Below are 25,709 nucleotides of genomic sequence, written 5' to 3' on the forward strand. Positions count from 1 at the left end.
CAAGAACTCGCAAGCTCGGTTTATTCACCCTTTGTGTAGTTTGAACAGATCAAAATCTATTTGCTTCGCAATGCGTCGCGAATTTCAGTCAATAATACTTCTTCTTTCGATGGTCCTGGAGGCGCTGCTGGTGCTTCTTCCTTTTTCCGCTTAAGCGAATTCATACCCTTGATTACCATAAAAATACACAAGGCAACAATGATGAACTGGATAACCACGTTGATAAAATTACCGTAGTTGATGGAAACCTCTGTTACGCCAGCAGCTTCATTAGCTTCCGTTATGATATACCGCATCTCCGTGAAATCTATACCACCCGTAATATAACCTATTGGAGGCATGATAATATCATCGACCAGCGAAGTGACAATCTTACCGAATGCACCTCCAATTACCACACCGATTGCTAAATCGACGACGCTTCCGCGCATCGCAAATTCCTTAAATTCTTTTAAAAACCCCATAATGTTATTTTTTTAAAACAATTATACACAAAAATGACAATTAAACATATATTTATCACGAATTTCTGCCTTCGAAGCGACTATTTAAATTACGTATAAAAATGAGTTACCTGTGATGATTTCTCTCGTAGATATTACATTTTTCCTTATTTTTAAATGCATGCACGAGCTCTTTTAATATTCGGTTCGTGAATGTAGAGCATTTTATTTAGGTTTGTTACATAAGTAACCAAAAGATGAAGAAAGTATTAATAGCAGACGACCATAGCATTGTAAGATTGGGGGCGTCCATGATTATTAAGGAGTGTATTGCCGATGCCGGCATCCAACAAGCACAGACCTACGACGAGGTCTACGATCAATTACGCAGGGAATCCTTCGACTTACTTTTGCTGGATATCAACATGCCTGGAGGCAATAACATTAAAGTCATCAAGGAATTGTTGGATATACAACCCGGCGTGAAAATATTGGTTTTCTCTTCCTATGAGGAAAGTATATACGCTTTACGATACATTAATGCGGGAGCCTGTGGCTACCTTAACAAGACTACCGCTATGTCTGAGCTCAAAAACGCAATAGAGAGTATCATAACACGTGGAAAATATATGTCGGATACGGTTAAGGAACTTTATATACAAAAGCTCACTACGAGTAAGTCTTCTTTCGATAAGAGTAACCCCCTATATAAACTGTCAAATCGCGAAATGGATGTAGCTAAGCATCTTACCAAGGGACTCGGCATTTTGGAGATGGCCAAATTGATGGAATTAAGTTCTTCCACCGTGAGCACTTATAAAAGTCGTGTTTTCGAGAAATTAAATGTAAGCAATATTCCCGAACTCATTGAATTATTTAAGCTACATAGTGAGAACAAGTAACAAATAGGTAAGGAGGCTTTTTTTATGGTAGCCTCCTCATTTTTACTTCAGTTGATCAATGGTCACTACTGGAATATCCTTTACAGACGGTTCTTCCAGGTAGCTTCTACGCTGATATATATATCCTTTTTCACTATCCAGTTCCCATAGCAGCGGCGATAGGAAGCGAATACAATTGGCAAACCCTTGATTAGTGGCTGCAATATTTCCAGTGTCTTTTGAGTTTTTAGCTTCGTTTTCAATTTCGAAAGGACCGTCAAAGCCTCGTCGATGCAACACGGCAACAAAATCATTCCAATCCATATGATCTGTCCCGCCAAACCCGGGAAGCATCGCTTCATAGTGGTGTCTATCCCAATCGTGTTGCGGAATGGTAATGTCCGCTTGTTCCGCCAACGAAACATCCACTTGCTGCATGGGATACATCCCTCCCCATTCCACACGGGCTTTGGTTTTCAAGTTACGGGTAGTCTTTACGTGAATACGCTTTAATCGATCGATATCCATTTGTTCCATCACATCAACAGGATTCGCATTCTGCCATATATCGTGAGATGGGTCATATATTTCTCCGTGCGCCTTACTTGGAATTAATGTATACATTAATTTTCTAGCAGCTAACACAGCGGGTAAGTTATTATAGGTCGAGGTATAACGCGCAGAACGCCAACCTTCCATTGGACAGTTTTCGTATACAATGGTGACACCAAGGTCCTCCGCATATTTCACGATAGGTTCAAATACGCGCTTATACTCTTCTAAATTCTTCTGAAACCCATCGATTTCATTTCCGAGATCATGGTTATACCCGACAAATGTCCCTACTTTTACATCATTTCTATCTCCGCCTAGCAGATAAGCTATCCGGATAAGGCGCAAAAGGTGGTTTTGATTTTTAATACGTTGTTCAGGGTCACCACCGATCATATTTTCAAATGCTCCCAAGGATAAACTCAGTTCCGCTGCATTAAACTTCTCAATCAGACGCTTGCCATCCGTCGCGGAAAAGTCTTCGTATTCTAAATGCGTAGCGGTGTGATCTTCGCGCGTTCCGTCTTTCCTAAATACACACAAATCGATCCCCTGTGCTCCTACCTCCTTAGAAGTGGCTATTAGTTCTTCCAAAGTCAATTTATCGTACGCGGAGCTCATTACCCAAATAGGGTTATTTAGTTTAGCCAACATATACGTCTAGATTTAATTTTCACTTGGGTAAATATAAATAAAAAAGACAGCATTTCTGCTGTCTTCCAAGTGTATTTTGATCTCGATGATTAATCGACATTGTCGTGCAGGAACGAATTGTTCGGCCGGATCTCGGTATCGCCGTCATCAAAAGACAACGTAAACCGCGACACTTGTGATTGCGATGAATGCGGCACATCTTCCAGCGATTTTTGTCTACGTTTATAGGCAGGCTCGTTTTCCAGCTCCTGTAAACCATTACTAGATTTTAGCTTCATACTCAACTCTTTTAAACGCAATATACGTTCTTTCGTCTTCATGAGTTGGTCTTCGAAATCTATTTCCTTTTCAGATGCAATTTCTACCTGTGCTGTCGGTTCTTCGTTCACCGAACTTGCTAGGTCGCTCGTATCTTCTATATCTTTCGGTTTATCATATGTATCAAATACCGATGGTAGTTTAAATTCAAACACAGAAGGCGACGTCTTCAATTCAAAGCCTGAATCTTGTGTTTCCTCCTGCTCGGGCTCCTCCAAATTCAGGGTATGACGGATAACCTCTGGCTCTTCTTTTTTCGCTACCGCCGCATGAATTGGTTTCGGCGAAGTGAACAAGTCTCCCTGGGGAGTCGCCGGACTTCCCATCGAAGGTGCTTCAGCCGTTGTATCCTGTATCGGTTTAATGTATGTCTGTTGTGTAGCAGCAGGTTCTTCCTTTTTTATGAACTGATTTTGAACTACTGGTTTTACAAATTGTTTGGCCGGTTCTGGGCTTAAAGGTAAGGCAACTTTTTCCTTCTCTTTTTCTTTGACACGCTCTTCGGCAGTCTGGAAACCTGTGGCAATGATGGTTACCGACAACTCATCTTCAAAACTATCGTCAATGCAATTACCCCATATAAGATCCGCAGAAAGCCCCGCTTGCTCTTGGATGTAATCTGTCACAATAGCAACCTCATCCATCGTTACCTCTTTTTTACCAGAAGTGATATTGAGTAGAATATAGCGTGCACCCTCGATCTCATTATCTTTCAACAGTGGCGATGCCAACGCGCCAGTTACAGCCTCCAGCGCCCGGTTTTCGCCAGTAGAAACAGCGTTGCCCATAATAGCAACACCGCTGTCATTCATGACGGTACGTACATCTTTAAAATCCACGTTGACATAACCCGGAATGGTAATGATTTCCGCAATACCCTTGGCAGCCGTAGTCAAGATATCATCAGCTTTGGCAAAAGCAGCCGTCATCGTTAAATTACCGAATATTTCCCGCAGACGGTCATTGGAAATAACCAAATAGGAATCGACATATTTGCGTAATTCCGACAAGCCTTCTTCCGCCTGTGACCGGCGTCGCTTACCTTCGAATGTAAAAGGAGTAGTTACAATAGCTACCGTTAGGATACCAAGCTCTTTCGCAGCTTTTGCCAACACCGGACTGGCCCCAGTACCTGTACCACCTCCCATACCCGCAGTGATAAAAAGCATCTTCGTATTGGTACCCAACATACGTTTGATATCCTCAATACTTTCAATAGCTGAATTCTCACCAACATCAGGATCTGCACCGGCGCCCATTCCCTCTGTTAAACTCACTCCCAGTTGTACCTTATTCGGAATAGGACTCAACTCCAACGCCTGCGCATCCGTATTGCAAACGATAAAGTCAACCCCACTAATCCCTTGCTTGTACATGTGGTTTACGGCATTGCCACCTCCACCACCCACACCAATAACTTTAATTATTGATGATTGTTCCTTTAACATTTCAAATTGTATCGACATAAAAATACCCTATTTAACTCTTGCTAAACCAATTATAAATCCCCGACAGGTTCAACAATTCAAATGTAATAATACCAAAATCTTCACAACAGTTTTCCACATTTGTTAATTTGTGGAAAAAATATCCATTGTGGAAAACTTACTTCCTTCCTATGAATGTGTCATCATCAATCCCTGCATCATCCTTGATAAAATCGGAAAGAAGTTTGGAAAACCAACTCTCCTTCTTGTTCTTCTCTTCCGCAATTTCCTTAACTTTCCCTACCTTTCTTGATGTCTCCACCTCTTGTTCAGTGGCTTCTGCTTCTTCAACAGCCTGCACGCCTTTAATCAAAAGCCCAATAGACGTGGCATACATCGGACTCTTCAATTCCTCTAACGCCTGTTTGTGCAGCATTTCTGTCTTCGCCAAATATTCGTTGGGATAACCGATTCGACAACCAATTCCTGTAATGTACTCTACTAATTGAACCAAATGTTTTAATTGGGCACCGCCACCGGTAATAACAATGCCCGCGATCAATTTGTCTTCGTAGCCAGATGACTTAATCTCATAGTAAACGTGCTCAATTATTTCCTCCATCCGAGCCTGGATGATATAAGCCAAGTTCTTTACTGAAATTTCTTTAGGCTCACGTCCCCGGATACCTGGGACACAGATTACCTCATTGTCCTTATTTTCGTCTGCCAAAGCAGAACCATAGCGGACTTTCAACTGTTCCGCTTGATTACGCAATACCGAGCAACCTTGTTTAATATCTTCTGTCACGATATTTCCGCCTAACGGGATGACCGCTGTATGACGGATAATACCTTCATGAAAGATAGCCACATCAGTTGTACCACCGCCGATATCAACCAACACTACACCAGCAGTTTTTTCTTCATCATCCAACACAGCTTCGGATGACGCTAAAGGTTCCAACACAAGAGAAGAGATTTCCAAATCCGAATTATCTACACAACGTTTGATATTATTGATATCCGTTACTCGTCCGGAAATAATATGAAAATTCGCCTCTACGCGACGTCCGGCCATACCAATAGGTTCTTTGATACCCGGTTCGTTGTCTATGGTAAACTCTTGTGGCAATACATGAATAATTTCCTCGCCCGGAGGAAGCACCAGCTTGTACATGTCGGAGATTAATTGTTCCACATCGATACGCGTCACCTCATCATAGTCTCGTTTGGTCAGAATACCACGATGTTGAATACTTTTGATATGCTGACCCGCAATCCCTACATTGACCACCTTGATATCTACATTTGATTGGGATTCTGCTATGGAGACTGCATCTCGAATGCTACTTACCGTTCTTTGGATGTTAGCGACCACGCCGCGGTTTACACCCGAAGATTCGGCTTTCCCTACACCCAAAAGCTCAATCTTATTGGCTCCGCTACGACGACCGACCGTGACACAAATCTTCGTTGTTCCGATATCTAACCCTACGATGATCGGACTATCCTTTTCGTTTTCTGCTAATCTTGGTTTCATATGCTGTGTATTTGTTGCTGTATATTCAATATTTAATTATTTCATTTTTAATTTTATCTGTAAACTATCGAGCACCCACCCATCCCGTCGTTCACAAATAATCTGTCCGTCATACTTCACGTTTACCTTTTCGTAGGCGTCCGAACCGACCTTTGGTAGAATATTTTTATAGAAAACCTCCAAACGCGCTAACTTTTCTGCTAATTTATCCGCACTGCCAATAATTAGTGGCTGAGTCCCTACCCGCGGAATGATCTCGATGTCTTGCTTATCATCTACATAAAGCTGAACAATCTGATTACTCCACAACGGATCATTCTTCACATGGTCCACAATAGCAACCAAGTCCGTCAATAGTTGGGTCTGAATAGTATCCAATGGTTTTTCATACCCTTCTTGTATATTCCCATTTGCCACTAAAACATGTGGAACGTATTTCAAAGTTACGGGCACTTTTGCTCCCTTTGTATCAATGTAGTATTCTTTCCCTGCCTTATTTACAATACGCAAAACGACCTCTCGTTGTTGTACTAAAATCTGCAATATCCCGTCCATATCGGTATAGATCTCTGCACTGGACACGTAGGGAAGCTCCATCAACGCTTTTTCGATCTGATCGATCGGAATTTCGTTCAACGGTTTTCCAACGACATTTCCGAATTTTGTATTCACCAAGTCAGAAATGTCGTGCTGATCGATAAAGGTTTCTTTTCCTTCCACCACCACCTTCATGGAAGCACAAGCTTGTGCCGTATCCTTCTTCTTAACCAAGCCCATCAACATACCTATCCCTATTAGGGCAATAAGCCCTAAACTGGCATAACCAAGTTGTCTCCAAGGTATGTTACGAACGGCATTAAGCATTTTCCAAAATCTCTTTTAAAGGTTTAACCAATTTATCAATATCACCCGCCCCTACCGTCACGACCAGCTCCGGGCGGCGTTGCTTCACTACTTCCAAAACACCCGTCGGCGAGACAAGCTGCTTATGCGCAACAGTGATCTTGTCAAGCAGCCAAGCTGAAGTTACACCTTCAATAGGCAACTCTCTTGCCGGATAAATATCCATCAACAATAGTTCGTCCGCTAATCCCAGTACCTCCGCAAAACCATCCACGAAATCCCGCGTCCTACTATATAAATGCGGCTGGAACACTACGGTCAATTTCTTTGTGGGATAAAGTCTCCTCATCGATGTTAGAAACGCACGCAATTCTTCCGGATGGTGGGCATAATCGTCGATATACACGTGTGTCGCCGTTTTAACGATATACTCAAACCGTCTCTTCGCCCCCCTGAACGAAGCTAACGCCGATTTAATTTTATCGGGCGTGATCCCAAGTTGTAAAGCCACGGTAATAGCCGCCACCGCGTTTTCTATATTATGTAGCCCCGGAATACCTAAAGGAATGTTTAGCATTTCCGTTTGATCGGCGATGTAATCAAAATAAAACACACCATCATCCACGCGAACGCCACGCGCATAAGCATCGCACTCATCCTCGCTTGCGTAGGTTATGTCTCCGCTAAAAGGCAAACCCTTCTTCACAATGGATACCCCGTCTTGGACTACGCGCTTTAAAAACAGCTCAAAAGATTCGATAAGGTGTCGTTCGTCACCGTATATATCCAAATGATCGGGATCAGCTGAAGTAACGACAGCGATATTTGGATGCAAGGTCAAAAACGATCGGTCGTATTCGTCAGCTTCCACAACCACCACATTATTTCTACCATATAACACATTGCTATCATAATTGGAACTGATTCCGCCCAAAAACGCGGAGCAATCATAACCCGAATCCTTCAATATATGTGCGATCATCGTCGACGTGGTCGTTTTGCCGTGCGTTCCCGCTACTGCAATCGTGTACCGGCTTGCACTTATCATCCCTAAGACCTCCGAACGTTTGTACAGTCGAATTTTGCTATCTAAATAATAAGCTTTCAGTTTAAGATCCTTCGGAACAGCTGGTGTATAAATCAGCAGTGTTTGTTCCGATGGTTGTTTAAATTCATCTGGCAGTAGTTCGATATCATCCTGATAGATTACCTGAATACCCTCTTGCACCAAAGCACGCGTTAGCTCGGTCTCTGTTTTATCATAACCCCGCACGTCACAACCTAAGTGCTTGAAGTAACGGGCCAATCCGCTCATACCAATCCCCCCTATTCCGAGCAGGTAAACACGTTTTATATGGTCAAGGTTCATCATCTATTTAATCATTTTTAATATTTCTCTCGCTATCGTCTCATCTGCATCTGGCTTAGCCATCTTCTCAATTTCTGTACTTAAAGATGCACATTTAGCTTCATCAGCAAGTAAGGCTAACGCTACGTGCATCATGGTATGCTTGGCATCAGCTTCCGAAATCATTACAGCCGCCTCCTTAGCAACCAAAGCCTTTGCATTTTTCGTTTGGTGATCTTCAGCAACATTGGGTGAAGGCACCAATATTACGGGCTTACCCACGACACATAGTTCAGATATCGTCCCCGCACCTGCTCTCGAGATAATCAGATCTGCCGCAGCGTAAGCTAAATCCATGCGTTCTAAGAATGGGACGGCTTTTACATTACCTGGGATTACCTTACTCATGTCCAATATCTCCTGCATATGCTCGTAATACCTCTTTCCCGTCTGCCAAATAAACTGCACATCTTCCTTTTCTCCTAGTTCGTGTATGACGTCAAGGACATAACCATTCATCTGTTTTGCGCCCAAACTGCCCCCTATAATCAATATGGTTTTCTTATGCGGCTGCAACCCAAAAACCTGCAAAGCAAATTCACGTTTTCCTGTTATGGCAACCGAATCGCGGCGTATGGGATTACCTGTCAACATGATCTTTTCCGCCGGGAAGAATGCATCCATCCCCTCATATGCTACACATATCTTTTGCGCCTTCTTCCCAAGAAGCTTATTCGTTATACCGGCATAAGAATTCTGTTCTTGAATCAACGTGGGCATTCCCATATTGTTGGCTGCCATCAATAAAGGCCCTGACGCAAACCCACCAACGCCTACTGCCACATCAGCCCCGAATTCCTTTATGGTTTTCCGTGCCTTTATCAAACTATTGATCAACTTGAAGGGCAGCGCCAAGTTATTCAACAATGAATTTCTGTCGATGCCTTGTATATCCAGTCCCACAATTTTGTAGCCGGCTTCGGGCACACGATCCATCTCCATACGCCCGTTAGCACCGACAAACAAGATTTCTACATCCGGTTCCATACGACGTAATGCATTCGCTATCGCGATAGCCGGAAAAACATGTCCTCCCGTGCCCCCTCCGCTTATGATTACTTTATGTCCCATTCTTTTGTGTTTTAGTACCTCGTGCAAAGTATTTTATTCCCTATATACTCTTCACGCCTATATCGTTCCAACAACCACGCGCTGTTTTTTCGGAACTTCATTCAATTCTTCTTTTCCTTTTAATTCTTCTATGCTCCTACTAACACTTAAAATAATGCCCAGTGCCACACTCGTGAACAAAATCGACGTTCCTCCCATACTGACGAGTGGCAATGGCACACCCGTCACTGGCCCCAAGCCAACTGCAACGGCCATATTCGCCAATGCCTGTATGGTTAGGCTAAATCCCAAGCCCGCTGCTAGGAAGGCCCCAAATGCGCGCGGGCTCAATGTCACAATCCGTATACAGCGATACATTAACGCAACGTATAAAAAGAGCAGGATTGCCCCCCCAATAGTTCCATACTCCTCTACAATAACCGCAAAAATGAAATCAGAATAGGGATGTGGCAATAAATTCCTACCTACGCTATTCCCAGCACCTTTACCAAATAGCTCTCCCGAAGCGATAGACATTTTAGCCAGGTTCGCTTGATAATTTTTATCTTCTTGAAAGGAGGAATTACGCTGTGCTGTCTGTTCGGTCTTAAAGAAACTTTGGAACCGGCTGATATACGTGTCGCGGCGCGGCCCAATCAATATCACTAACAACAACAGGAATGCCCCTCCGACACAAACAATGCCAATTTGCTTGAAACTCACACGTCCAATCAAAAGCAACAACACACTTGTACCGAATAACATTAAGGCGGTGGACAAGTTTGCCCAAGCAATTAGGACGAAAACCATACACACCGTTCCCATTATTGGGATGAATGATTTCTTAAGGTCTTTGATTTCATGCGCTTTACGCGACAACATACGGGCTAGAAAAGTAATCAATGCTAATTTCGCCAAATCCGATGTTTGAAAGGTTTGGTTGATGACTGGAATCGTTACCCAGCGGCTAGCGTCGTTGACTTTGTTCCCGCCAACCAATGTGAACAGCAATAGCGGTATGGTAACGATCATCAACAATTTCGAAATGCCTGCATAATAACGGTAATCTAATTTATGTGATAAATACATCAGCAACAAACCTACAGCAATAATGGAGAAGTGTTTGAAAAGATACAGCTCCGTACCTTTACCTTCTTTATAAGCAAGTGTACCTACCGAACTGTAAACCGCCAACAGAGACCACCCGGACAGGACAATCACAATAATCCATATCCATTTGTCACCTTTTAATTTACTGAAAATCTGATCCATCATCATTTATCAAATTTTATTCGTTTTACAAAGTCATGACGGCTTCCTTAAACTTGTCCCCGCGCTCTTCATAATTTTTAAACCAATCAAAGCTCGCACAAGCGGGAGAAAGCAGCACTGTATCGCCCTTTTTTGCTAAGTAAGAAGCGATCTCGACCGCGTCCTGCATAGACGAACTGTTTATAATCACGTCGGTTTCGTCCTCGAAGGATTCATGAATACGCACCGTGTCCTTACCAATACATACAATCGCTTTAACTTTGGATTTTACGAGATCTCGCAACATTCCGTAATCATTGCCTTTATCTACTCCTCCCATAATCAGGATGATATCGGGCGAAAAACTCTCCAAAGCATACCAAACCGAATTGACATTTGTGGCTTTCGAATCATTAATATAATTCACCCCTCCTATACAAGCAACATGCTCTAAACGATGCTCGATGTTTACATACGATTCCATACTTTCTTTCATCGTTTGGTTGCGTAATTCCTGAACCTTCGCAATCAAGCCTGACGCCATGTTGTTGTATGCATTGTGCTTCCCCTGTAATGATAACTCTTCAATATTCATCGCAAAAATGTCTTTGTTAGGTACTTGTATTATAATATTCTTTTCCTCGTCTATATACGCCCCCTGCTCCACTACGTGATTTTGTGTAAAAGGCAGGTGCTTCGCTTTTGTCTTAAATGAAGACAGTCCTTTTATCGTTTCCTCATCATCTAGGCAGTAGATGAAATAATCTTCCTTTGTCTGGTTCCGAATTATGCGAAATTTGGATGCGACGTAGTTCTCCATATGTTGATCGTAGCGATCTAAATGATCGGGCGTTATGTTTAGAATAACAGCTACGTCAGCACGGAATTGGTACATATCATCCAACATAAAACTAGAAATTTCCAGCACATATACGTCGTAGTTTTCGCGCGCCACCTGTAAAGCAAAGCTTTTCCCGATGTTCCCCGCCAAACCAACGTTTACGCCCCCACGCTGCAACATATAGTACGTTAACATGGTCGTCGTCGATTTGCCATTGGACCCTGTAATGCAATAAAGCTTAGCATCTGTATATTGTGCAGCAAATTCTATCTCTGAGATAACCGGAATATTTGCTGCCCTTAATGCTTTTACGAGTGGCGCGTGTTCCGGAATGCCAGGGCTCTTCACAACCAACGCCGCTTGCATAATTTTATCTTCGGTATGTTGTTGCTCCTCGAAAGCGATTTTCTCCTTTCGTAATGTTGCCTTATAGTCGTCGCTAATCCGCCCCTTATCGGAAACGAATACGTCGAACCCTTTATCCTTTCCTAAAATAGCCGCACCAACACCACTCTCCCCTGCGCCTAGAATCGCAAGAAAGCCAGATTGTGGGTAATGGGTATGTGCTATATTGGACATCTTACCGTGTTTTTAATGTAACAATGGTCAGGATCGCGAGAATAATCGATACAATAAAAAAACGCATAACGATCTTCGATTCGTGATAACCTTTCTTTTGATAATGATGGTGTAAAGGAGACATCAGAAATATCCGTCGCCCTTCACCAAATTTCTTCTTCGTGTACTTGAAATACGACACCTGCATAATCACCGACAGGTTTTCAAGCAAGAATATGCCACATAACATTGGAATCAACAGTTCTTTCCGAATGAGAATGGCAAACGCTGCGATAATACCGCCAATGGTCAAACTTCCCGTATCGCCCATAAACACCTGTGCAGGATAGGCGTTATACCATAGGAATCCTGTACAAGCACCTACGAATGCCCCTGCAAAAATTACCAACTCGCCAGAGTTCGGGATATACATGATGTTCAAATAGTCCGAAAAAATCACATTACCAGACACGTAAGCCAAAATTGCCAATGTAATTCCAATAATCGCGGAGGTTCCCGTTGCCAATCCATCTATCCCATCCGTAATATTTGCACCATTAGACACGGCCGTAACGATGAACACGACTACAATTAAAAACACAATAAACGTGACAACGTAACCATTTAAACCGAACATGCTCAACACCTTCGCATAGTCAAACTCATTGTTTTTATAGAATGGAATATTGGTCTTGGTGGATTTCACATTTTCTGCATAATAACGCTCACCTGTTTGGGTATCCATCATAATCTCCACCGCTTTTGTAGAAGTGGGGTTCGGCACTTTTTCCCGAACGACAATATCAGGATGGAAATACATCGTGATCGCAATCAATGTACCCAGTCCCACTTGTCCTATGATCTTAAAGCGTCCAGCTAACCCCTCTTTATTTTTACGGAATACCTTGATGTAATCATCTAAGAAGCCAATTGTACCCATCCAAATGGTGGTGATAATCATGATAATGATGTAAATATTATCTAACTTGGCAAATAAAATTGTCGGTACCAAAATCCCCCCGATGATAATCAGCCCACCCATTGTCGGTGTACCGACCTTTTTCTTTTCACCTTCCAGCCCGAGATCACGAATGGTCTCACCCACCTGTTTATTCCGTAAAGCACGTATCAGGCGGCTTCCGTATACCGTGGTAATAATTAACGAAACAATCACAGCCATCGCAGTCCTGAAAGAGATATATTGAAACAATCCCGCCCCTGGTAGATGCATGTGCTCCTGTAGCCAACTGAATAGATAATATAACATCCGTATTTCTTATTGTTCGTTAAACGTTTCTATTAAAATTTCCTTGTCGTCAAAATGGTGACGCACACCGTTAACCTCTTGATATTTCTCGTGGCCCTTTCCTGCTACCAAAACGATGTCGCCGGCTTGTGCTAAATGGCAAGCCGCTCGGATAGCCTCTTTGCGTTCCGCGATGGTAAAAACATGTTTACGATCTTTCGAATCCACTCCAGCCTCCATATCGCGGATGATGGCTAGCGGATCCTCTGTTCTCGGATTATCGGATGTGATGATGACTTTGTCACTCAATCGCACCGCTACTGCCGCCATCTGGGGGCGTTTGGATTTATCGCGATCGCCTCCACAACCTAATACGGTAATAATCTGCTTGCCGCTTTGCCGCAATTCACGGATAGTCAGCAGCACATTCTCCACTGCATCGGGTGTATGCGCATAGTCTACGATACCGACCACACCATTTGCTGAACGAACGATATCAAATCTACCTTCCGCTCCTGCGATGTCACTCATCGCGGTCAATACTTTCATGGTTTCCTGCTCCAAGAGAATTGCCGCACCATAAACTGCTAGCAGATTATAGGCATTAAATCCGCCAACTAATTTCACCCAGACGTCGTGGCCATCCACCTGTAATAACATACCGTCTAAATGGCTTTCGATAATCTTAGCCTTGAAATCGGCCATATTTTTCAAACCGTATGTTTTTTTATGAGCAAATGTATTTTGCAACATTACCGCTCCATTACGATCATCGATATTCGTCAACGCGAAAGCAAATCGATCCAAATCGTCAAAAAACTTCTTCTTGGCTTTGATATAATGTTCGAACGTACCGTGAAAATCCAGGTGATCGTGTGTTATGTTCGCAAATATCCCCCCTGCAAAACGTAATCCTGCGGTACGTTGTTGCACGACAGCATGTGAACTCACTTCCATAAAACAATAATCACATCCTTCGTCTACCATTTCGCGAAGCAAGCGATTTAGTGTTATCGGATCTGGCGTAGTATGGGTTGCAGAAATAACACGTTCGCCGATCCTGTTTTCCACTGTGGACAACAATCCTGCCTGGTACCCTAAACCTTTAAACAGATTGAAGAGAAGGGTAGCGATAGTCGTCTTACCGTTTGTTCCCGTAACGCCGACTAGTTTTAGTGCTCGAGAAGGGTCACCATAAAAGTTAGCTGCCAACAAACCCAATACATACGACGTATCGGCAACAACGACATACGTCACACCTGTATGTAACTGTGCCGGCAAAGTGTCAAGCACCAAAACCCGGGCCCCGTTTTCGATCGCCTTGTCGAGATATAAATGCCCATCGGTATGCACGCCCCGCACGGCAACAAAAAGACTATCCGCGGAAACTTTCCGCGAATCGAAGCATACGGACGACACCTCCAGTTCGAGAACACCCTCGAGCTGTTGTACCGGAATCGCATGTAATAATTCTCTTAGCTTCATATCTTCTAATTCAACGCCAGTTCGATTGGCGTACCTACCTTTAATCGTGTTCCCGCAACAAGGGATTGAGTAACGACTTTACCCCAGCCCGAGATCTTTGTTTTAAACCCGGCGTTCTCCATCGTAAATATCGCATCGGATAACCCCATACCCAATACGTTCGGCACAACCCCTTCTTTTACCTGCGCCTCTACAAAAGGAACAGCTTTTGTAGATGAATCTGCCGCCTGCGCTATCGTATCCCAATTTGACGGATTAAAACCCAACGCTTGGTAAACCGTATTTGATGCTTCTTTTGACCCCCGTAGTGTAAGCGGCAATTTTGCTCCGGACGTATTTACCTTTCTGTTTGCCAGCGTTCCATGCAAAGTCAAATCATTTGCATAAATCATATCTGCCAATTCCTTAAAGACCGGCCCAGCGATAGCCCCACCGTAGTATCCCTTTCTTGGATTTCGAATCACCACTATCATGGAATATTTGGGGTTTTCAGCCGGGAAATAACCGGCAAAGGATGACTGATAACGACGTTGTCCGTACCCTTTCGCGCCGTCGTTCATTTGTGCGGTTCCCGTTTTACCTGCTGAAGTATACAGAGGCGAGCTCAAACGCTTACCTGTTCCTTCTGTCATCACTCCTTCCAACATCGCCTGCATTTTACGGATAGCCTCTTTCGATGCGATTTGCTTGTTAAGCACCTTCGCATCAAAACGCTCTACCGTGTTACCCAGATGACGAATCTCTTTCACAAACAAGGGCGCCAGCAATTTCCCATCGTTGGCAACCGCGTTGTAAAGTGCCAATGTTTGTAACGGTGTCAACCGTAATTCGTAGCCATAGGCCATTTGGACGAGCGATAGTTTACTCCACGTCCTGCTATCGGGTGTTTTCACCCAGGGAATAGCCTCACCTGGAATCTGCAGCCCCAAAGGTTTACCCAATCCAAAATGATGTAACTTTGACGTATATTTCGCCGGTTTATTTCCGTAATACGTATTTATCAACTTCGCAACCCCTACGTTCGAAGACTCTTCAAAAGCTTCTTTTACAGTCAAAACTGATTTTTTTGGCGCGTGTGAATCACGTATGGTATGCGCCGGCACCTTATATGTGCCATTTCCTATATCTACTGTGCTCGATGTATCCACAAAGCCATCGTCCAGCAAGGCCAAATAGCTCGCCAATTTAAAGGTGGATCCCGGATCAGCACCCTGTGCGATAGCATAATTGTATTTCTCCCGGAAAACGCCTTCTTTATCCCGTGTAAAATTAGCTATAGCTCTTACTTCTCCCGTATTCACCTCCATCACCACAACACAACCATTGTCTGCATCACTCGCTATCAACTGCTTCTCCAAAGCGCGCTGCGCCATGTCCTGCATATTTACATCCAGTGTCGAAATAATATCCGAACCGTCAACCGGTGCAACTTCTACCTCCCGATTGACAGGCACCCATACACCGCCTGCGATTCGCTGCATTAATTGCGAACCACTCGTTCCATCAATATACTTTCCGTAAGCGCCTTCTAAGCCCACTAGCACAGTATCCCCTTTTGTATTTTTGTACCCTATGGTCCTTGCTGCCAAATTGGTGAAGGGCAAAATCCGCTTATTTTCACGCACGGTAACCAAGCTTGTGGGATATCTCTTCCTACCCTCCCTAAATGCATGCAACAAAGGGAAAGTCTTGATAGTTTTTAAGTCCTGATGCGAAACATTCCGTTTGATGAGAACATATCGTTGTCTTTTTGCACGCGCATTTTTTAACAAGACTAAGTACTGTCGCGAGGATTTATCTTTAAAATGTACAGACAACCGTGTCGCCAAAGAATCCACTTTGGAATGAAACACGTCGTCTGCCTCAGACGGTATCGACATAGCATCGAACCGAAGCTCATATTCTGGAACTGAAGTAGCCAGTAAACTACCGTCATTAGCATAGATATTACCCCGAGCCGCTTCAATTCCGCGCTCCCGAATAGTCAAACTATCCACCATCGCGCGCCACTCTCCGCCATCTACATATTGTAAATGCAAAAGCTTACCAAACACCGTAAGTGCAAAAAGCACCATAAGGCCGAATGCAGCGTACACGCGAATAAGTATAGTCTTCCTAATATTCATACGACTCCGTGTCTGTCTTGTTACTTTTTACCTTTTACTACTTCCAATTTGATGGGGGGCTCCAGACGTTCTTTCAACCCCAAGGTATCTGCCCTTTTCGCAATCTCTGTTTGCGTTGTCAGCTTCATCAACTCGGCAGATAGTGATTTGTAATCCCAACTCAACTCTTTCACATCCCGCCCCAACCGGTCAATGGTCCGGACTGTTCTTTCCGCCAAGTGCCGATTCGAGATATAGAGTAAGCCAAGAAGTGCCACAAACGCAGCAAACGGCAGATTTCTCGCCACCAAATAGCTGGACAAACGCTTTGTTGAAAAAATAGAACGAAGGAAATGCTGTGTTTCCTCCACTTTCTCTTCAACAGATTCATTCATTTTTTCTTGAACCTCTGCACTTAACTCTTTGTTTCTGACCGTGTTTTTCTTGGACATATCTCTCAAAAAATTTAAGCTTCACGTTCCGCTATACGCAATTTAGCGCTACGCGCCCTATTGTTTGTCGCCAACTCACTTGCACTCGCCGTCACCGCCTTGCGACTGATGACTTTGAATGGTTTTATTTCATTCCCAAAGAAGTCCTTTTCCACCTCTCCTTTAAACTTTCCTTTTTGCACGAAATTCTTCACCAATCGATCTTCCAACGAGTGGTACGACATGACAACCAATCGCCCGCCCGGCTTTAGCACAGCAACGGTTTGCTCCAAAAACTCCTGTAAAGCTCCCAATTCCTGATTCACTTCAATACGCAAAGCCTGAAATAGCTGCGCATGATATTTATGCTCCTTTCCTTTCGGCACCTGACGTTTAATTACCTCTTTCAGGGTTCCCACAGTTTCTATAGGCTCACTTACACGTGCTGTCGCAATTGTTTTTGCCAATGAACGTGCATTTTGTATTTCGCCATACATACCAAAGATGCGGTGCAACTCCCCCTCCGTGTACGTATTCAATATTTTCTTTGCATCTAGATCTGCCACCTGATCCATACGCATATCCAAATCCGCATCGTAACGAATGGAAAAACCCCGTTCCGGCGAATCGAACTGATGGGAAGAAACGCCCAAATCAGCCAACACTCCGTCCACTTGGCGAATGCCTAGTAACCTCAGGTTGTTTTTCAAAAATCTAAAATTGTGCTGAACTAGCGTAAATCGCGGATCATCCAACGCATTCTTCACTGCGTCTGGATCTTGATCAAATGCTGTCAATCTTCCGCTATCGCCTAATCTTTTCAAGATCTCGCGTGAGTGACCACCGCCACCAAATGTTACATCCACATATACACCATCCGGCTTAATAGCCAATCCTTCCATACACTCGTCCAACATCACCGGAACATGGTAAATCATAGGATCATTCGCCATCCTGCCCTCCTTCCAAATCAAACGCACCCATCACTTGCGCAGCCAAGTCCGAAAAATCATCTTCCGATATCGCGCCCAACTGTTCTTCGTATTTCGCTTTAGACCAGACCTCAATTTTCTCTAAATTACAAGCCAATACCAGCTCACTCCCTACTTCTGCGTATTCTAACAGACTCTTTGGCATCAAAACCCGACCTGCGGAATCGAGCATTAGCTCCGTCGCCCCACTCATGAATTTTCTTACAAAATCCCGGTTCTTCGGCTGAAATTGATTAAGCCTAGACAACTGCTTTAAAATTTTATTCCATTCTGCACGCGTATAAATGACCAAATTTTTCTCGAAGCCACGGTTCACAACAAGCCCATCCCGCTCCACATCAGGCAGTTGCCTTTTGAGCGCGGCAGGAACCACCACCCTACCTTTGGCGTCCAGCTTGCATTCGTATTCTCCGATTAAATAGTTCACAGTCTATACAGCTAATCTAAATTTTAATGTAAAAGTATACACTTTCCCCCACTTTCCCCCACAATATGACACAAAAAAGTTTTCCACATCGAAGAAATGCTACAAAAAGGATTTTTGTTTCCACTTTTGACCGCAAAAGTGGAACAAAGCTCGCCACTTTAAAATTTGATGCGTCCCGCCACCCTGCACCTTTCCCACATCGAGAATAGTTTATATGTGGCATAAGATTTTAAAGGTGGGATTGTGCGATATCGTAGCCAAATGTGGGACAAAGTGGGAGAAGCAAAAAAAGAACAAACAAATCTTTATTCTCCGTAAAATCCGATATTTTTGCGGACATGTACAGAAGTCATAATTGCGGCGAATTACGAGCAGCCGATATAAATAAAGAAGTTACACTAGCGGGCTGGGTTCAAAAGTCACGCGATAAGGGGTTTATGATCTGGGTAGACTTACGTGACCGTTATGGGATTACGCAGCTAATCTTCGACGAGGCGCGCACCGATGAAACGATTATGCAACAGGCGAGATCATTGGGACGTGAGTTCGTTATACAAATAAAAGGTACCGTTATCGAACGGGAATCTAAAAACATGAATATCCCCACGGGGGAAATTGAAGTGCTCGTAAACGAATTGACTATACTGAACGGGGCTCAACTCCCACCTTTTACGATCGAGGACGAAACCGACGGCGGGGAAGATTTGAGGATGAAATACCGTTATCTGGACATCCGTCGCAATCCGGTAAAAAACGGCCTTTTGTTCCGCCATAAAGTTACACAAGAAGTACGTAATTATTTAGCAAACTTAGACTTCTGCGAGGTAGAGACACCTTACTTAATTAAATCTACCCCGGAGGGGGCACGGGACTTCGTCGTTCCATCCCGGATGAACCCCGGACAATTTTACGCCTTACCGCAATCGCCCCAAACTTTCAAACAACTATTAATGGTGGGTGGCCTTGACAGGTACTTCCAGATCGTAAAGTGCTTCCGTGACGAGGACTTACGAGCTGACCGTCAACCCGAGTTTACGCAGATCGATTGTGAAATGTCATTTATCGAACAAGAAGATATCTTAAACGTTTTCGAAGGATTGACACATCATTTATTGAAAACCATACACGGCATCGATATAGCACAATTTCCGCGCATGACGTTTGACGAAGCTATGCGTAAATATGGAAACGACAAACCCGACATCCGCTTCGGCATGGAGTTTGGCGAGCTGAACGCCATCACCCAGCACAAAGAATTTGCCGTATTTAACAATGCAGAGCTAGTTGTAGGCATAGCTGTACCAGAAGCCGCGTCATATACAAGAAAACAGATCGATGCGTTAATCGAGTGGGTAAAACGTCCGCAAATAGGTGCTTTGGGCATGGTGTACTGCAAGTGTGAGTTGGATGGAACGTTTAAATCGTCTGTCGATAAGTTCTATGACCAAACCGACCTAGCCAAATGGGCTGAAGTTACAGGTGCAAAAGCAGGAGACCTTATTTTGGTTTTATCGGGTCCTGCGAACAAGACACGCACACAACTAAGCGCGCTCCGCATGGAATTGGCGAACCGATTGGGCTTACGTAAATCAAAGGAGTTTGCACCACTATGGGTCATGGATTTTCCTTTGCTGGAATGGGATGAGGAGACAGAACGTTACCATGCCATGCATCACCCCTTTACATCTCCGAAAAAAGAAGACATGCATCTCCTGGACACCGATCCGGGGAAAGTTCGCGCGAACGCATACGACTTGGTGTTGAATGGCAACGAAATTGGTGGTGGCTCAATCCGTATCCATGATAAGGAAACACAAGCGTTGATGTTCAAACATCTGGGATTTACAGCAGCGGAAGCACAGGAGCAATTTGGCTTCTTAATGAATGCCTTCCAGTACGGCGCGCCTCCACACGGCGGCCTGGCATTTGGTCTTGACCGCTTGGTAGCTATTTTGGGCGGGCAGGAAACTATTCGTGACTTTATTGCCTTTCCGAAAAACAACGCGGGGCGCGATGTCATGATTGATGCGCCGGCGGCTATTGACAATGCACAGCTGGACGAGTTAAATTTAGCGTTAAATCTGAAACAGTAGATAAAGCCTCGTACCAACTCTGGGGCACTTCGCATACCGCTCGGGCTGGTATCGGCGTGTGTCCGGACATGTGTCGATACCAACCCGAATGGCAGCCGGACAATAGGCGAGGATGCGCCGAAGTGGTCTCGAAGGAAGAGCGAAACGGTACCGGACGACGATCGAAAAGCAATCGAAGAAATAGCGGATATATTGACAGCGTTGTCTGGGACTTTTGCGTATCTTTCGAAAAAAGATTAGCTTTACCTCATGGGAGAGCATGTTGCAGACAAGTTTTTAAAAGATAGTGCGGTCAAATCCTTTGACCAACGGCATCGGGAGATTATTAACTCGAGTATAGATAAATACAATATCGCTTTTGAGCGTGGTAAAAGCAAGTTTTTTGATTTGGAAAATTCGAAAAAGAAAGCTCATCTCGTCAAATGGAAAACTATCGAAAATTTAGAACGCTATCTGCTAGACTTTGAAAGTAATTTTACCAAAAGAGGTGGACAGGTTATCTGGGCCAATGATGCGGAGGAAGCCCGTCAAGAGATCGCTAAAATCATGGAGCGACATCAGGCGCGATCAGTCGTAAAAACCAAGTCCATGGCAACCGAGGAAATCGAACTTAATCAGTTTTTGGAGAAAAAAAACGTAGAAGTCTTCGAAAGTGATTTAGGTGAATTTATCATTCAATTGCTTAATCAAAAACCCTATCACTTCGTCACACCCGCTATGCATCTCAGTTTAGAGGAGATCGCCAAATTGTTTCACGAAAAATTCGATACCCCGGTGGATGCCTCAGCAGAACAAGTAACAATGAAAGCACGGGAGTTACTGCGGGAGAAATACACAGCGGCAGATATTGGTATCTCGGGAGCGAATTTCATTATCGCTGATACAGGGAGCATCGCGATTACAGAGAACGAGGGTAACGCGCGTCTTACCACTGCCTTTCCAAAGGTACATATCGCAGTAGTAGGCATAGAGAAAATCATTCCCAACATTGCCGATCTGGATTTATTCTGGCCACTGCTCGCTTCACATGGAACAGGGCAAAATCTCACCGTATACAACACCGTTTTAAGTGGACCTAGACAAGAACAGGACGTAGACGGTCCAGCGGAAATGTATGTTATTTTGCTCGATAACGGTCGAACCAATGTATTAGCACAAAAAGACCAACGTCAGGGACTTTACTGTATTCGTTGCGGAGCATGCTTAAATGTATGTCCAATTTATCAAAACATCGGCGGACACACATACGGAACAACCTATCAAGGCCCTATCGGTTCACTTATCTCTCCTCACTTAGGCGGCATGAAGGAGTTTAAGCATTTGAGCTATGCCTCCTCGCTCTGCGGAAAGTGTACCGAAGTATGTCCCGTAGGCATAGATATACACAAGATGCTTTTGCTCAACCGTCGAGATTCCGTTGCAGAAGGTTTGGCCCCAAGCATGGAAAAGCGTGCTTGGAAGGGTTTTACTTATGCGATTCAACGTCGTGGCTTACTTGATTTTTTTAGTGGAAAAACGAAAAATTTCTTTCTACAAAATTTCTTCAAGAAAACGTGGGGACAACATCGGAAATTACCAAAGATCGCTGACAAATCATTTTCAAAACAGTGGAAAGAGCGGGGGGGTCAATAAGGATCTACATCAATAGAAATACGCACGCCTTTGTATTGTTTCTCCATGCCAAATTGCGTTATCGCTTGGCTGACCAACATTTTCACGCGGGTGATGCTCACATTGGAGCGCTCTATTTTTAAGGTCACCGTCTGGATAAAATGATTCCGGACACGGGATATCAATGGTGGCTCCGGCCCTAACACCCTATTGCCCAACTGCACACGAAGCAAGTTCGCCAAACGGTTGGCCGCATCACTAGCATACTGCATTTCGGTATGACGAACATCCAATTTAATGATACGATAAAAAGGAGGGTATTGATAATTCTTACGTTCTTTTACCTCCGTCATAAACATACCTTCATAATCATGCTGAATGACTTGTTCGAGCACTCTATGATTTGGAGTATGCGTTTGAATGATTACTTTTCCTTTATGTTCCCGACGTCCTGCACGCCCTGCTACCTGCGAAAACAGTGAAAAGGCTCGTTCATACGCCCGGAAGTCCGGAAAATTAATCATCGCATCGGCGTTAATAATACCAATTAGACTGACACGTCCAAAATCCAACCCTTTTGCCACCATTTGCGTACCAACAAGAATATCAAACTCGTGGTTATCGAAGGCCGTGATAATATTCTCAAATCCATATTTCCCTTTGGTAGAGTCCAAATCTAACCGCCCCAGTCGCGCTTGTGGCAGCAGCAACTCCAGCTCCTCTTCTACTCTTTCGGTCCCAAAACCTTTGCTCTCGATATGTGGCATTCCACAAGCAGGGCAAACCTGCACCGGAGGTTCGGTGTGTCCGCAATAATGGCAATGCAAATGGCTGGTGGACTTATGATACGTCAGACTAACATCGCAGTTCACGCATTTAGCCACCCAACCGCAAGTGTTGCACTGCATAAATGGTGTATGTCCACGTCTGTTCTGAAACAAAATGACCTGCTCCTTTCGCTCCAACGCATCGGTGATTCCCTGTAACAAAATACCGCTGAAATAAGAAAACATTTGGTCTTTACGACCTTGCTCTTCTACGCTGACTATTTGTATATCCGGTAATTGGGATTCTCCAAAGCGCTCGGTCAATTCGACCAACCCATATTTACCCGCCTTCGCGTTGTAGTAGCTTTCTATCGACGGTGTGGCTGATCCCAATAGTACCTTTGCTTGTTGTAGGTGCGCTAAATAGATCGCCGTATCACGAGCATGATACCGCGGGGCAGGTTCATATTGTTTATAGGAACTCTCGTGCTCCTCATCGACCACAACCAAGCCCAAATGCTGAAAAGGCAAGAATACAGAGGAACGAGCGCCCACTACCACCTTATACTCTCCTTTCAATACCTTGTGCCATACCTCCGCTCGCTCATTATCATTAAATTTCGAGTGATAAACCCCTAGCTTATCTCCAAAGTGTAATTTCAAGCGATCTGTGATCTGTGTGGTAAGGGCAATTTCTGGTAAAAGATATAAGGCATTTTTACCTTCCTTGATGGCTTGCTCAATCAGCCGTATGTAAATCTGCGTTTTACCCGAAGCGGTTACGCCATGCAAAAGCACAACATCTTTCGTTTCAAAAAAGCCTTTTATTTGATCGAAAGCTTGCTGCTGCCCAGCATTGAAAACAAAATTTGGTGTTATTTCGACCTCTTCACCTCCTAAACGAGAGACGATCTTCTCCTCCACAACAAACACTCCTTTTTCGATCAATGATGCTACGATCCCCGCACTCACACCCGTCACTTCCATAATATCTTGCCGTGTGATATCGGTCTTCGCCTTTCGAAGCTGCATAAAGCCCAACACTGCATCCTGTTGTTTTGGTGCGCGGTTTAAAGAATCAAGCATGCCCCGTATACCTTCGGCATCATCAAACTCCGGCGCAAACCTTAAGCAGGCCTTGCGCTTCGGCACGTATCTGTTTTTGATCTCTTCTGATATTAATATATATCCTTGGTCAAAAAGCTTCTTTAGCAATGGAAAAACAGTACTCTGCCCTAATAGCTTTACGATATCGTTTATTGTCAGTTCTCCCGCCACATCCAACGCCTCCATGACCATATACCCCTTGTCGGATAAAAGCGAGCGATCTACGTTTACATTTTCGGAGGCTGCAATTTTTGTTTCGCTCGCCATCTTTAAAGCCGCGGGTAGAGCCGCTTGCATAACCTCCCCCAAATAGCACATGTAATATGCTGAAATCCATTCCCACAGAGCTAACTGGTTGGCATCAACCACCGCATCGTCATCTATTACGTTGAGTATATACTTCGCCTCATAACTTGAAGGGGCTTCGTTGGAAATCTTATGGATAATTGCCGCATAGATTTTGTTACGGCCAAATTGCACAATGACACGCTTTCCAATAGCAATATCAGCGTTCCATTCCAAAGGAACGCGATAAGTGTATGTTTTGGCAATGTATAATGGTAAAATAACATCAACAAACAATGTTTCCCGATCGTTATGAAATAAAGAGGTTTCTGACATAATTATCTTTCTTTTCTTTTTTTCTTAACAAAAAAAGAAACAAAACCGAACGAAGTGAGTTCATGGATACCAAAATAAAACACGAATCCATAAAAGTCAAGACTTAGCATGTTTTCGTTATCTTTCTTTGTCTATTCCTAAACAGAATAAAACTCGCTTCGCTCAGACAGCATTCTGTTCTTAACGAAATAGCCTACATAAAGATGGCCACGAAAAAATGCAAGGTCGTTTTTATTCGCATATTCGCTGTACATTATTAACCGTTTTATTACACGTATACGCACTATCCCTTATTAACATTTATGTCGCCTCAAAAGCTTTGGCAAAAGTAGAAATATTATTTTTGCACAATCCCTAATGCCAAAGGTTTTCAGCGACGAATTTTTTGCTTCTTTTTTTATGGAAAAAAAGAAAACAAAACCTTATGAACGATTCCGGACGGCAGCCACGAACAATCCTACCCATCCGACCATAAAGCAAAGTCCCCCGAGCGGTGTCACTGGGCCTAACCATCCCAACCCGTCTATTCCGATTAATGAACGGACACTTAACAGGTATAAGGACCCCGAAAACAATAGCATACCGATTGTAAAAGCAATAAAAGAAATACGTATAGAGGCGTTCTTAGCTCTGGAAAAAGTCGATAAGAAGAGTAATGCAAAAGTATGATAAAAGTGATACTGGTTTGCTGTTTTCCATGTTTCCAGATGATAATCGCTAATTTTCCCTTCTAAGCCATGTGCTCCGAATGCCCCTAATATTACAGCCGTCAATCCGAAAAAAGAAGCTACCAATATAATTTGTTTATTCATAAAAGAGATTGTATTCAAGTGATATTTCTTCCGTGGGTATAAATGTAATAAAATATACCACATATTGTATTTTAAATTTTACAAAACAAATTTCCAATTTGGAAAGCTGGGAGCCGCGCGGGTATAACATACTGGTACGCAATTAATCGTATACAAAAGGAATTAGCAGTGATAATTTTTATATCTTGCGTTATGCATTTTTGCTTATTTTTAATGGCTTATGTGAACCCATTTGACATTCGGTTC

The 25,709-nt window shown here is 43.6% G+C and carries 20 protein-coding genes; 3 read left to right on the forward strand and 17 right to left on the reverse strand.

The features are described 5' to 3' along the window. Positions 1-56: 56 nt before the first annotated feature. The gene (gene mscL, locus C5745_RS08380; protein ID WP_105716542.1) at positions 57-464 is read right to left on the reverse strand and encodes a large-conductance mechanosensitive channel protein MscL; all 408 of its coding nucleotides are present in this window, start codon (positions 462-464) and stop codon (positions 57-59) included. A 236-nt stretch (positions 465-700) separates the two neighbouring features. Here mscL and C5745_RS08385 point away from each other — a divergent pair, with 236 nt between their 5' ends. Further along, positions 701-1,345, forward strand: a complete 645-nt coding sequence (locus tag C5745_RS08385; protein WP_105716543.1) for a response regulator transcription factor — start codon at positions 701-703, stop codon at positions 1,343-1,345. A gap of 42 nt (positions 1,346-1,387) precedes the next feature. On the opposite strand, the gene C5745_RS08390 is transcribed toward C5745_RS08385, so the two are convergent. The 14 genes from C5745_RS08390 to mraZ form a co-directional block, all read right to left on the reverse strand. Further along, the gene (locus C5745_RS08390) at positions 1,388-2,530 is read right to left on the reverse strand and encodes a sugar phosphate isomerase/epimerase family protein (RefSeq protein WP_105716544.1); all 1,143 of its coding nucleotides are present in this window, start codon (positions 2,528-2,530) and stop codon (positions 1,388-1,390) included. Positions 2,531-2,619: 89 nt separating this feature from the next. After that, positions 2,620-4,314, reverse strand: a complete 1,695-nt coding sequence (ftsZ, locus tag C5745_RS08395) for a cell division protein FtsZ (RefSeq protein WP_105716545.1) — start codon at positions 4,312-4,314, stop codon at positions 2,620-2,622. Positions 4,315-4,453: 139 nt separating this feature from the next. Next, positions 4,454-5,815, reverse strand: a complete 1,362-nt coding sequence (gene ftsA / locus C5745_RS08400; RefSeq protein ID WP_105716546.1) for a cell division protein FtsA — start codon at positions 5,813-5,815, stop codon at positions 4,454-4,456. Positions 5,816-5,851: 36 nt separating this feature from the next. Continuing rightward, entirely contained in the window at positions 5,852-6,679 is an 828-nt protein-coding gene (locus tag C5745_RS08405) for a cell division protein FtsQ/DivIB (RefSeq protein ID WP_105716547.1), read from the reverse strand. Then, positions 6,672-8,027, reverse strand: coding sequence for a UDP-N-acetylmuramate--L-alanine ligase (gene murC / locus C5745_RS08410; RefSeq protein ID WP_105716636.1), 1,356 nt, complete (start codon positions 8,025-8,027; stop codon positions 6,672-6,674). The genes C5745_RS08405 and murC overlap by 8 nt, the downstream gene beginning before the upstream one ends. 3 nt (positions 8,028-8,030) lie before the next feature. After that, a complete protein-coding gene (gene murG, locus C5745_RS08415; RefSeq protein ID WP_105716548.1) occupies positions 8,031-9,137 on the reverse strand; it encodes an undecaprenyldiphospho-muramoylpentapeptide beta-N-acetylglucosaminyltransferase in 1,107 nt (368 codons plus the stop codon). 57 nt (positions 9,138-9,194) lie between these two features. Then, positions 9,195-10,388, reverse strand: a complete 1,194-nt coding sequence (locus C5745_RS08420) for an FtsW/RodA/SpoVE family cell cycle protein (protein WP_105716637.1) — start codon at positions 10,386-10,388, stop codon at positions 9,195-9,197. A gap of 25 nt (positions 10,389-10,413) precedes the next feature. After that, complete coding sequence (murD, locus tag C5745_RS08425; protein ID WP_105716549.1) at positions 10,414-11,787, reverse strand: UDP-N-acetylmuramoyl-L-alanine--D-glutamate ligase; 1,374 nt, start codon at positions 11,785-11,787, stop codon at positions 10,414-10,416. 1 nt (position 11,788) lies between these two features. Further along, positions 11,789-13,033: a phospho-N-acetylmuramoyl-pentapeptide-transferase gene (gene mraY / locus C5745_RS08430; protein WP_105716550.1), complete on the reverse strand. Its 1,245-nt coding sequence runs from the start codon at positions 13,031-13,033 to the stop codon at positions 11,789-11,791. Positions 13,034-13,042: 9 nt separating this feature from the next. Beyond that, positions 13,043-14,497, reverse strand: coding sequence for a UDP-N-acetylmuramoyl-L-alanyl-D-glutamate--2,6-diaminopimelate ligase (locus C5745_RS08435; protein ID WP_105716551.1), 1,455 nt, complete (start codon positions 14,495-14,497; stop codon positions 13,043-13,045). Positions 14,498-14,502: 5 nt separating this feature from the next. Further along, on the reverse strand, positions 14,503-16,623 hold the full coding sequence (locus tag C5745_RS08440) for a penicillin-binding protein (RefSeq protein WP_105716552.1): 2,121 nt from the start codon (positions 16,621-16,623) through the stop codon (positions 14,503-14,505). Positions 16,624-16,643: 20 nt separating this feature from the next. Next, on the reverse strand, positions 16,644-17,054 hold the full coding sequence (locus tag C5745_RS08445; RefSeq protein ID WP_105716553.1) for an FtsL-like putative cell division protein: 411 nt from the start codon (positions 17,052-17,054) through the stop codon (positions 16,644-16,646). 14 nt (positions 17,055-17,068) lie between these two features. Beyond that, positions 17,069-17,986: a 16S rRNA (cytosine(1402)-N(4))-methyltransferase RsmH gene (gene rsmH / locus C5745_RS08450; RefSeq protein WP_105716554.1), complete on the reverse strand. Its 918-nt coding sequence runs from the start codon at positions 17,984-17,986 to the stop codon at positions 17,069-17,071. Next, positions 17,976-18,452 carry a division/cell wall cluster transcriptional repressor MraZ gene (gene mraZ, locus C5745_RS08455; RefSeq protein ID WP_105716555.1) on the reverse strand — a complete coding sequence of 159 codons (477 nt, stop codon included), beginning with the start codon at positions 18,450-18,452 and terminating at the stop codon, positions 17,976-17,978. Before mraZ ends, rsmH begins: the two co-directional genes overlap by 11 nt. 338 nt (positions 18,453-18,790) lie before the next feature. Between mraZ and aspS the strand changes: the two genes are divergently transcribed. Further along, complete coding sequence (aspS, locus tag C5745_RS08460; RefSeq protein WP_105716556.1) at positions 18,791-20,545, forward strand: aspartate--tRNA ligase; 1,755 nt, start codon at positions 18,791-18,793, stop codon at positions 20,543-20,545. A 249-nt stretch (positions 20,546-20,794) separates the two neighbouring features. Further along, a complete protein-coding gene (locus tag C5745_RS08465; protein WP_105716557.1) occupies positions 20,795-22,177 on the forward strand; it encodes a LutB/LldF family L-lactate oxidation iron-sulfur protein in 1,383 nt (460 codons plus the stop codon). Here C5745_RS08465 and priA read toward each other — a convergent pair. Continuing rightward, positions 22,171-24,651: a replication restart helicase PriA gene (gene priA / locus C5745_RS08470; RefSeq protein ID WP_105716558.1), complete on the reverse strand. Its 2,481-nt coding sequence runs from the start codon at positions 24,649-24,651 to the stop codon at positions 22,171-22,173. The genes C5745_RS08465 and priA overlap by 7 nt on opposite strands. A 422-nt stretch (positions 24,652-25,073) precedes the next feature. Next, positions 25,074-25,463, reverse strand: a complete 390-nt coding sequence (locus tag C5745_RS08475; protein WP_105716638.1) for a DUF423 domain-containing protein — start codon at positions 25,461-25,463, stop codon at positions 25,074-25,076. Positions 25,464-25,709 lie beyond the last annotated feature (246 nt).

Source organism: Sphingobacterium haloxyli (assembly GCF_002980525.1).
Classification (GTDB): domain Bacteria; phylum Bacteroidota; class Bacteroidia; order Sphingobacteriales; family Sphingobacteriaceae; genus Sphingobacterium; species Sphingobacterium haloxyli.

Excerpts from the sequence above, each read along its gene's own strand:
- mscL (WP_105716542.1), bottom strand. The coding sequence starts at position 464 with ATGGGGTTTTTAAAAGAATTTAAGGAATTTGCGATGCGCGGAAGCGTC.
- C5745_RS08385 (WP_105716543.1), top strand. The coding sequence starts at position 701 with ATGAAGAAAGTATTAATAGCAGACGACCATAGCATTGTAAGATTGGGG.
- C5745_RS08390 (WP_105716544.1), bottom strand. The coding sequence starts at position 2,530 with ATGTTGGCTAAACTAAATAACCCTATTTGGGTAATGAGCTCCGCGTAC.
- ftsZ (WP_105716545.1), bottom strand. The coding sequence starts at position 4,314 with ATGTCGATACAATTTGAAATGTTAAAGGAACAATCATCAATAATTAAA.
- ftsA (WP_105716546.1), bottom strand. The coding sequence starts at position 5,815 with ATGAAACCAAGATTAGCAGAAAACGAAAAGGATAGTCCGATCATCGTA.
- C5745_RS08405 (WP_105716547.1), bottom strand. The coding sequence starts at position 6,679 with ATGCTTAATGCCGTTCGTAACATACCTTGGAGACAACTTGGTTATGCC.
- murC (WP_105716636.1), bottom strand. The coding sequence starts at position 8,027 with ATGAACCTTGACCATATAAAACGTGTTTACCTGCTCGGAATAGGGGGG.
- murG (WP_105716548.1), bottom strand. The coding sequence starts at position 9,137 with ATGGGACATAAAGTAATCATAAGCGGAGGGGGCACGGGAGGACATGTT.
- C5745_RS08420 (WP_105716637.1), bottom strand. The coding sequence starts at position 10,388 with ATGGATCAGATTTTCAGTAAATTAAAAGGTGACAAATGGATATGGATT.
- murD (WP_105716549.1), bottom strand. The coding sequence starts at position 11,787 with ATGTCCAATATAGCACATACCCATTACCCACAATCTGGCTTTCTTGCG.
- mraY (WP_105716550.1), bottom strand. The coding sequence starts at position 13,033 with ATGTTATATTATCTATTCAGTTGGCTACAGGAGCACATGCATCTACCA.
- C5745_RS08435 (WP_105716551.1), bottom strand. The coding sequence starts at position 14,497 with ATGAAGCTAAGAGAATTATTACATGCGATTCCGGTACAACAGCTCGAG.
- C5745_RS08440 (WP_105716552.1), bottom strand. The coding sequence starts at position 16,623 with ATGAATATTAGGAAGACTATACTTATTCGCGTGTACGCTGCATTCGGC.
- C5745_RS08445 (WP_105716553.1), bottom strand. The coding sequence starts at position 17,054 with ATGTCCAAGAAAAACACGGTCAGAAACAAAGAGTTAAGTGCAGAGGTT.
- rsmH (WP_105716554.1), bottom strand. The coding sequence starts at position 17,986 with ATGGCGAATGATCCTATGATTTACCATGTTCCGGTGATGTTGGACGAG.
- aspS (WP_105716556.1), top strand. The coding sequence starts at position 18,791 with ATGTACAGAAGTCATAATTGCGGCGAATTACGAGCAGCCGATATAAAT.
- C5745_RS08465 (WP_105716557.1), top strand. The coding sequence starts at position 20,795 with ATGGGAGAGCATGTTGCAGACAAGTTTTTAAAAGATAGTGCGGTCAAA.
- priA (WP_105716558.1), bottom strand. The coding sequence starts at position 24,651 with ATGTCAGAAACCTCTTTATTTCATAACGATCGGGAAACATTGTTTGTT.
- C5745_RS08475 (WP_105716638.1), bottom strand. The coding sequence starts at position 25,463 with ATGAATAAACAAATTATATTGGTAGCTTCTTTTTTCGGATTGACGGCT.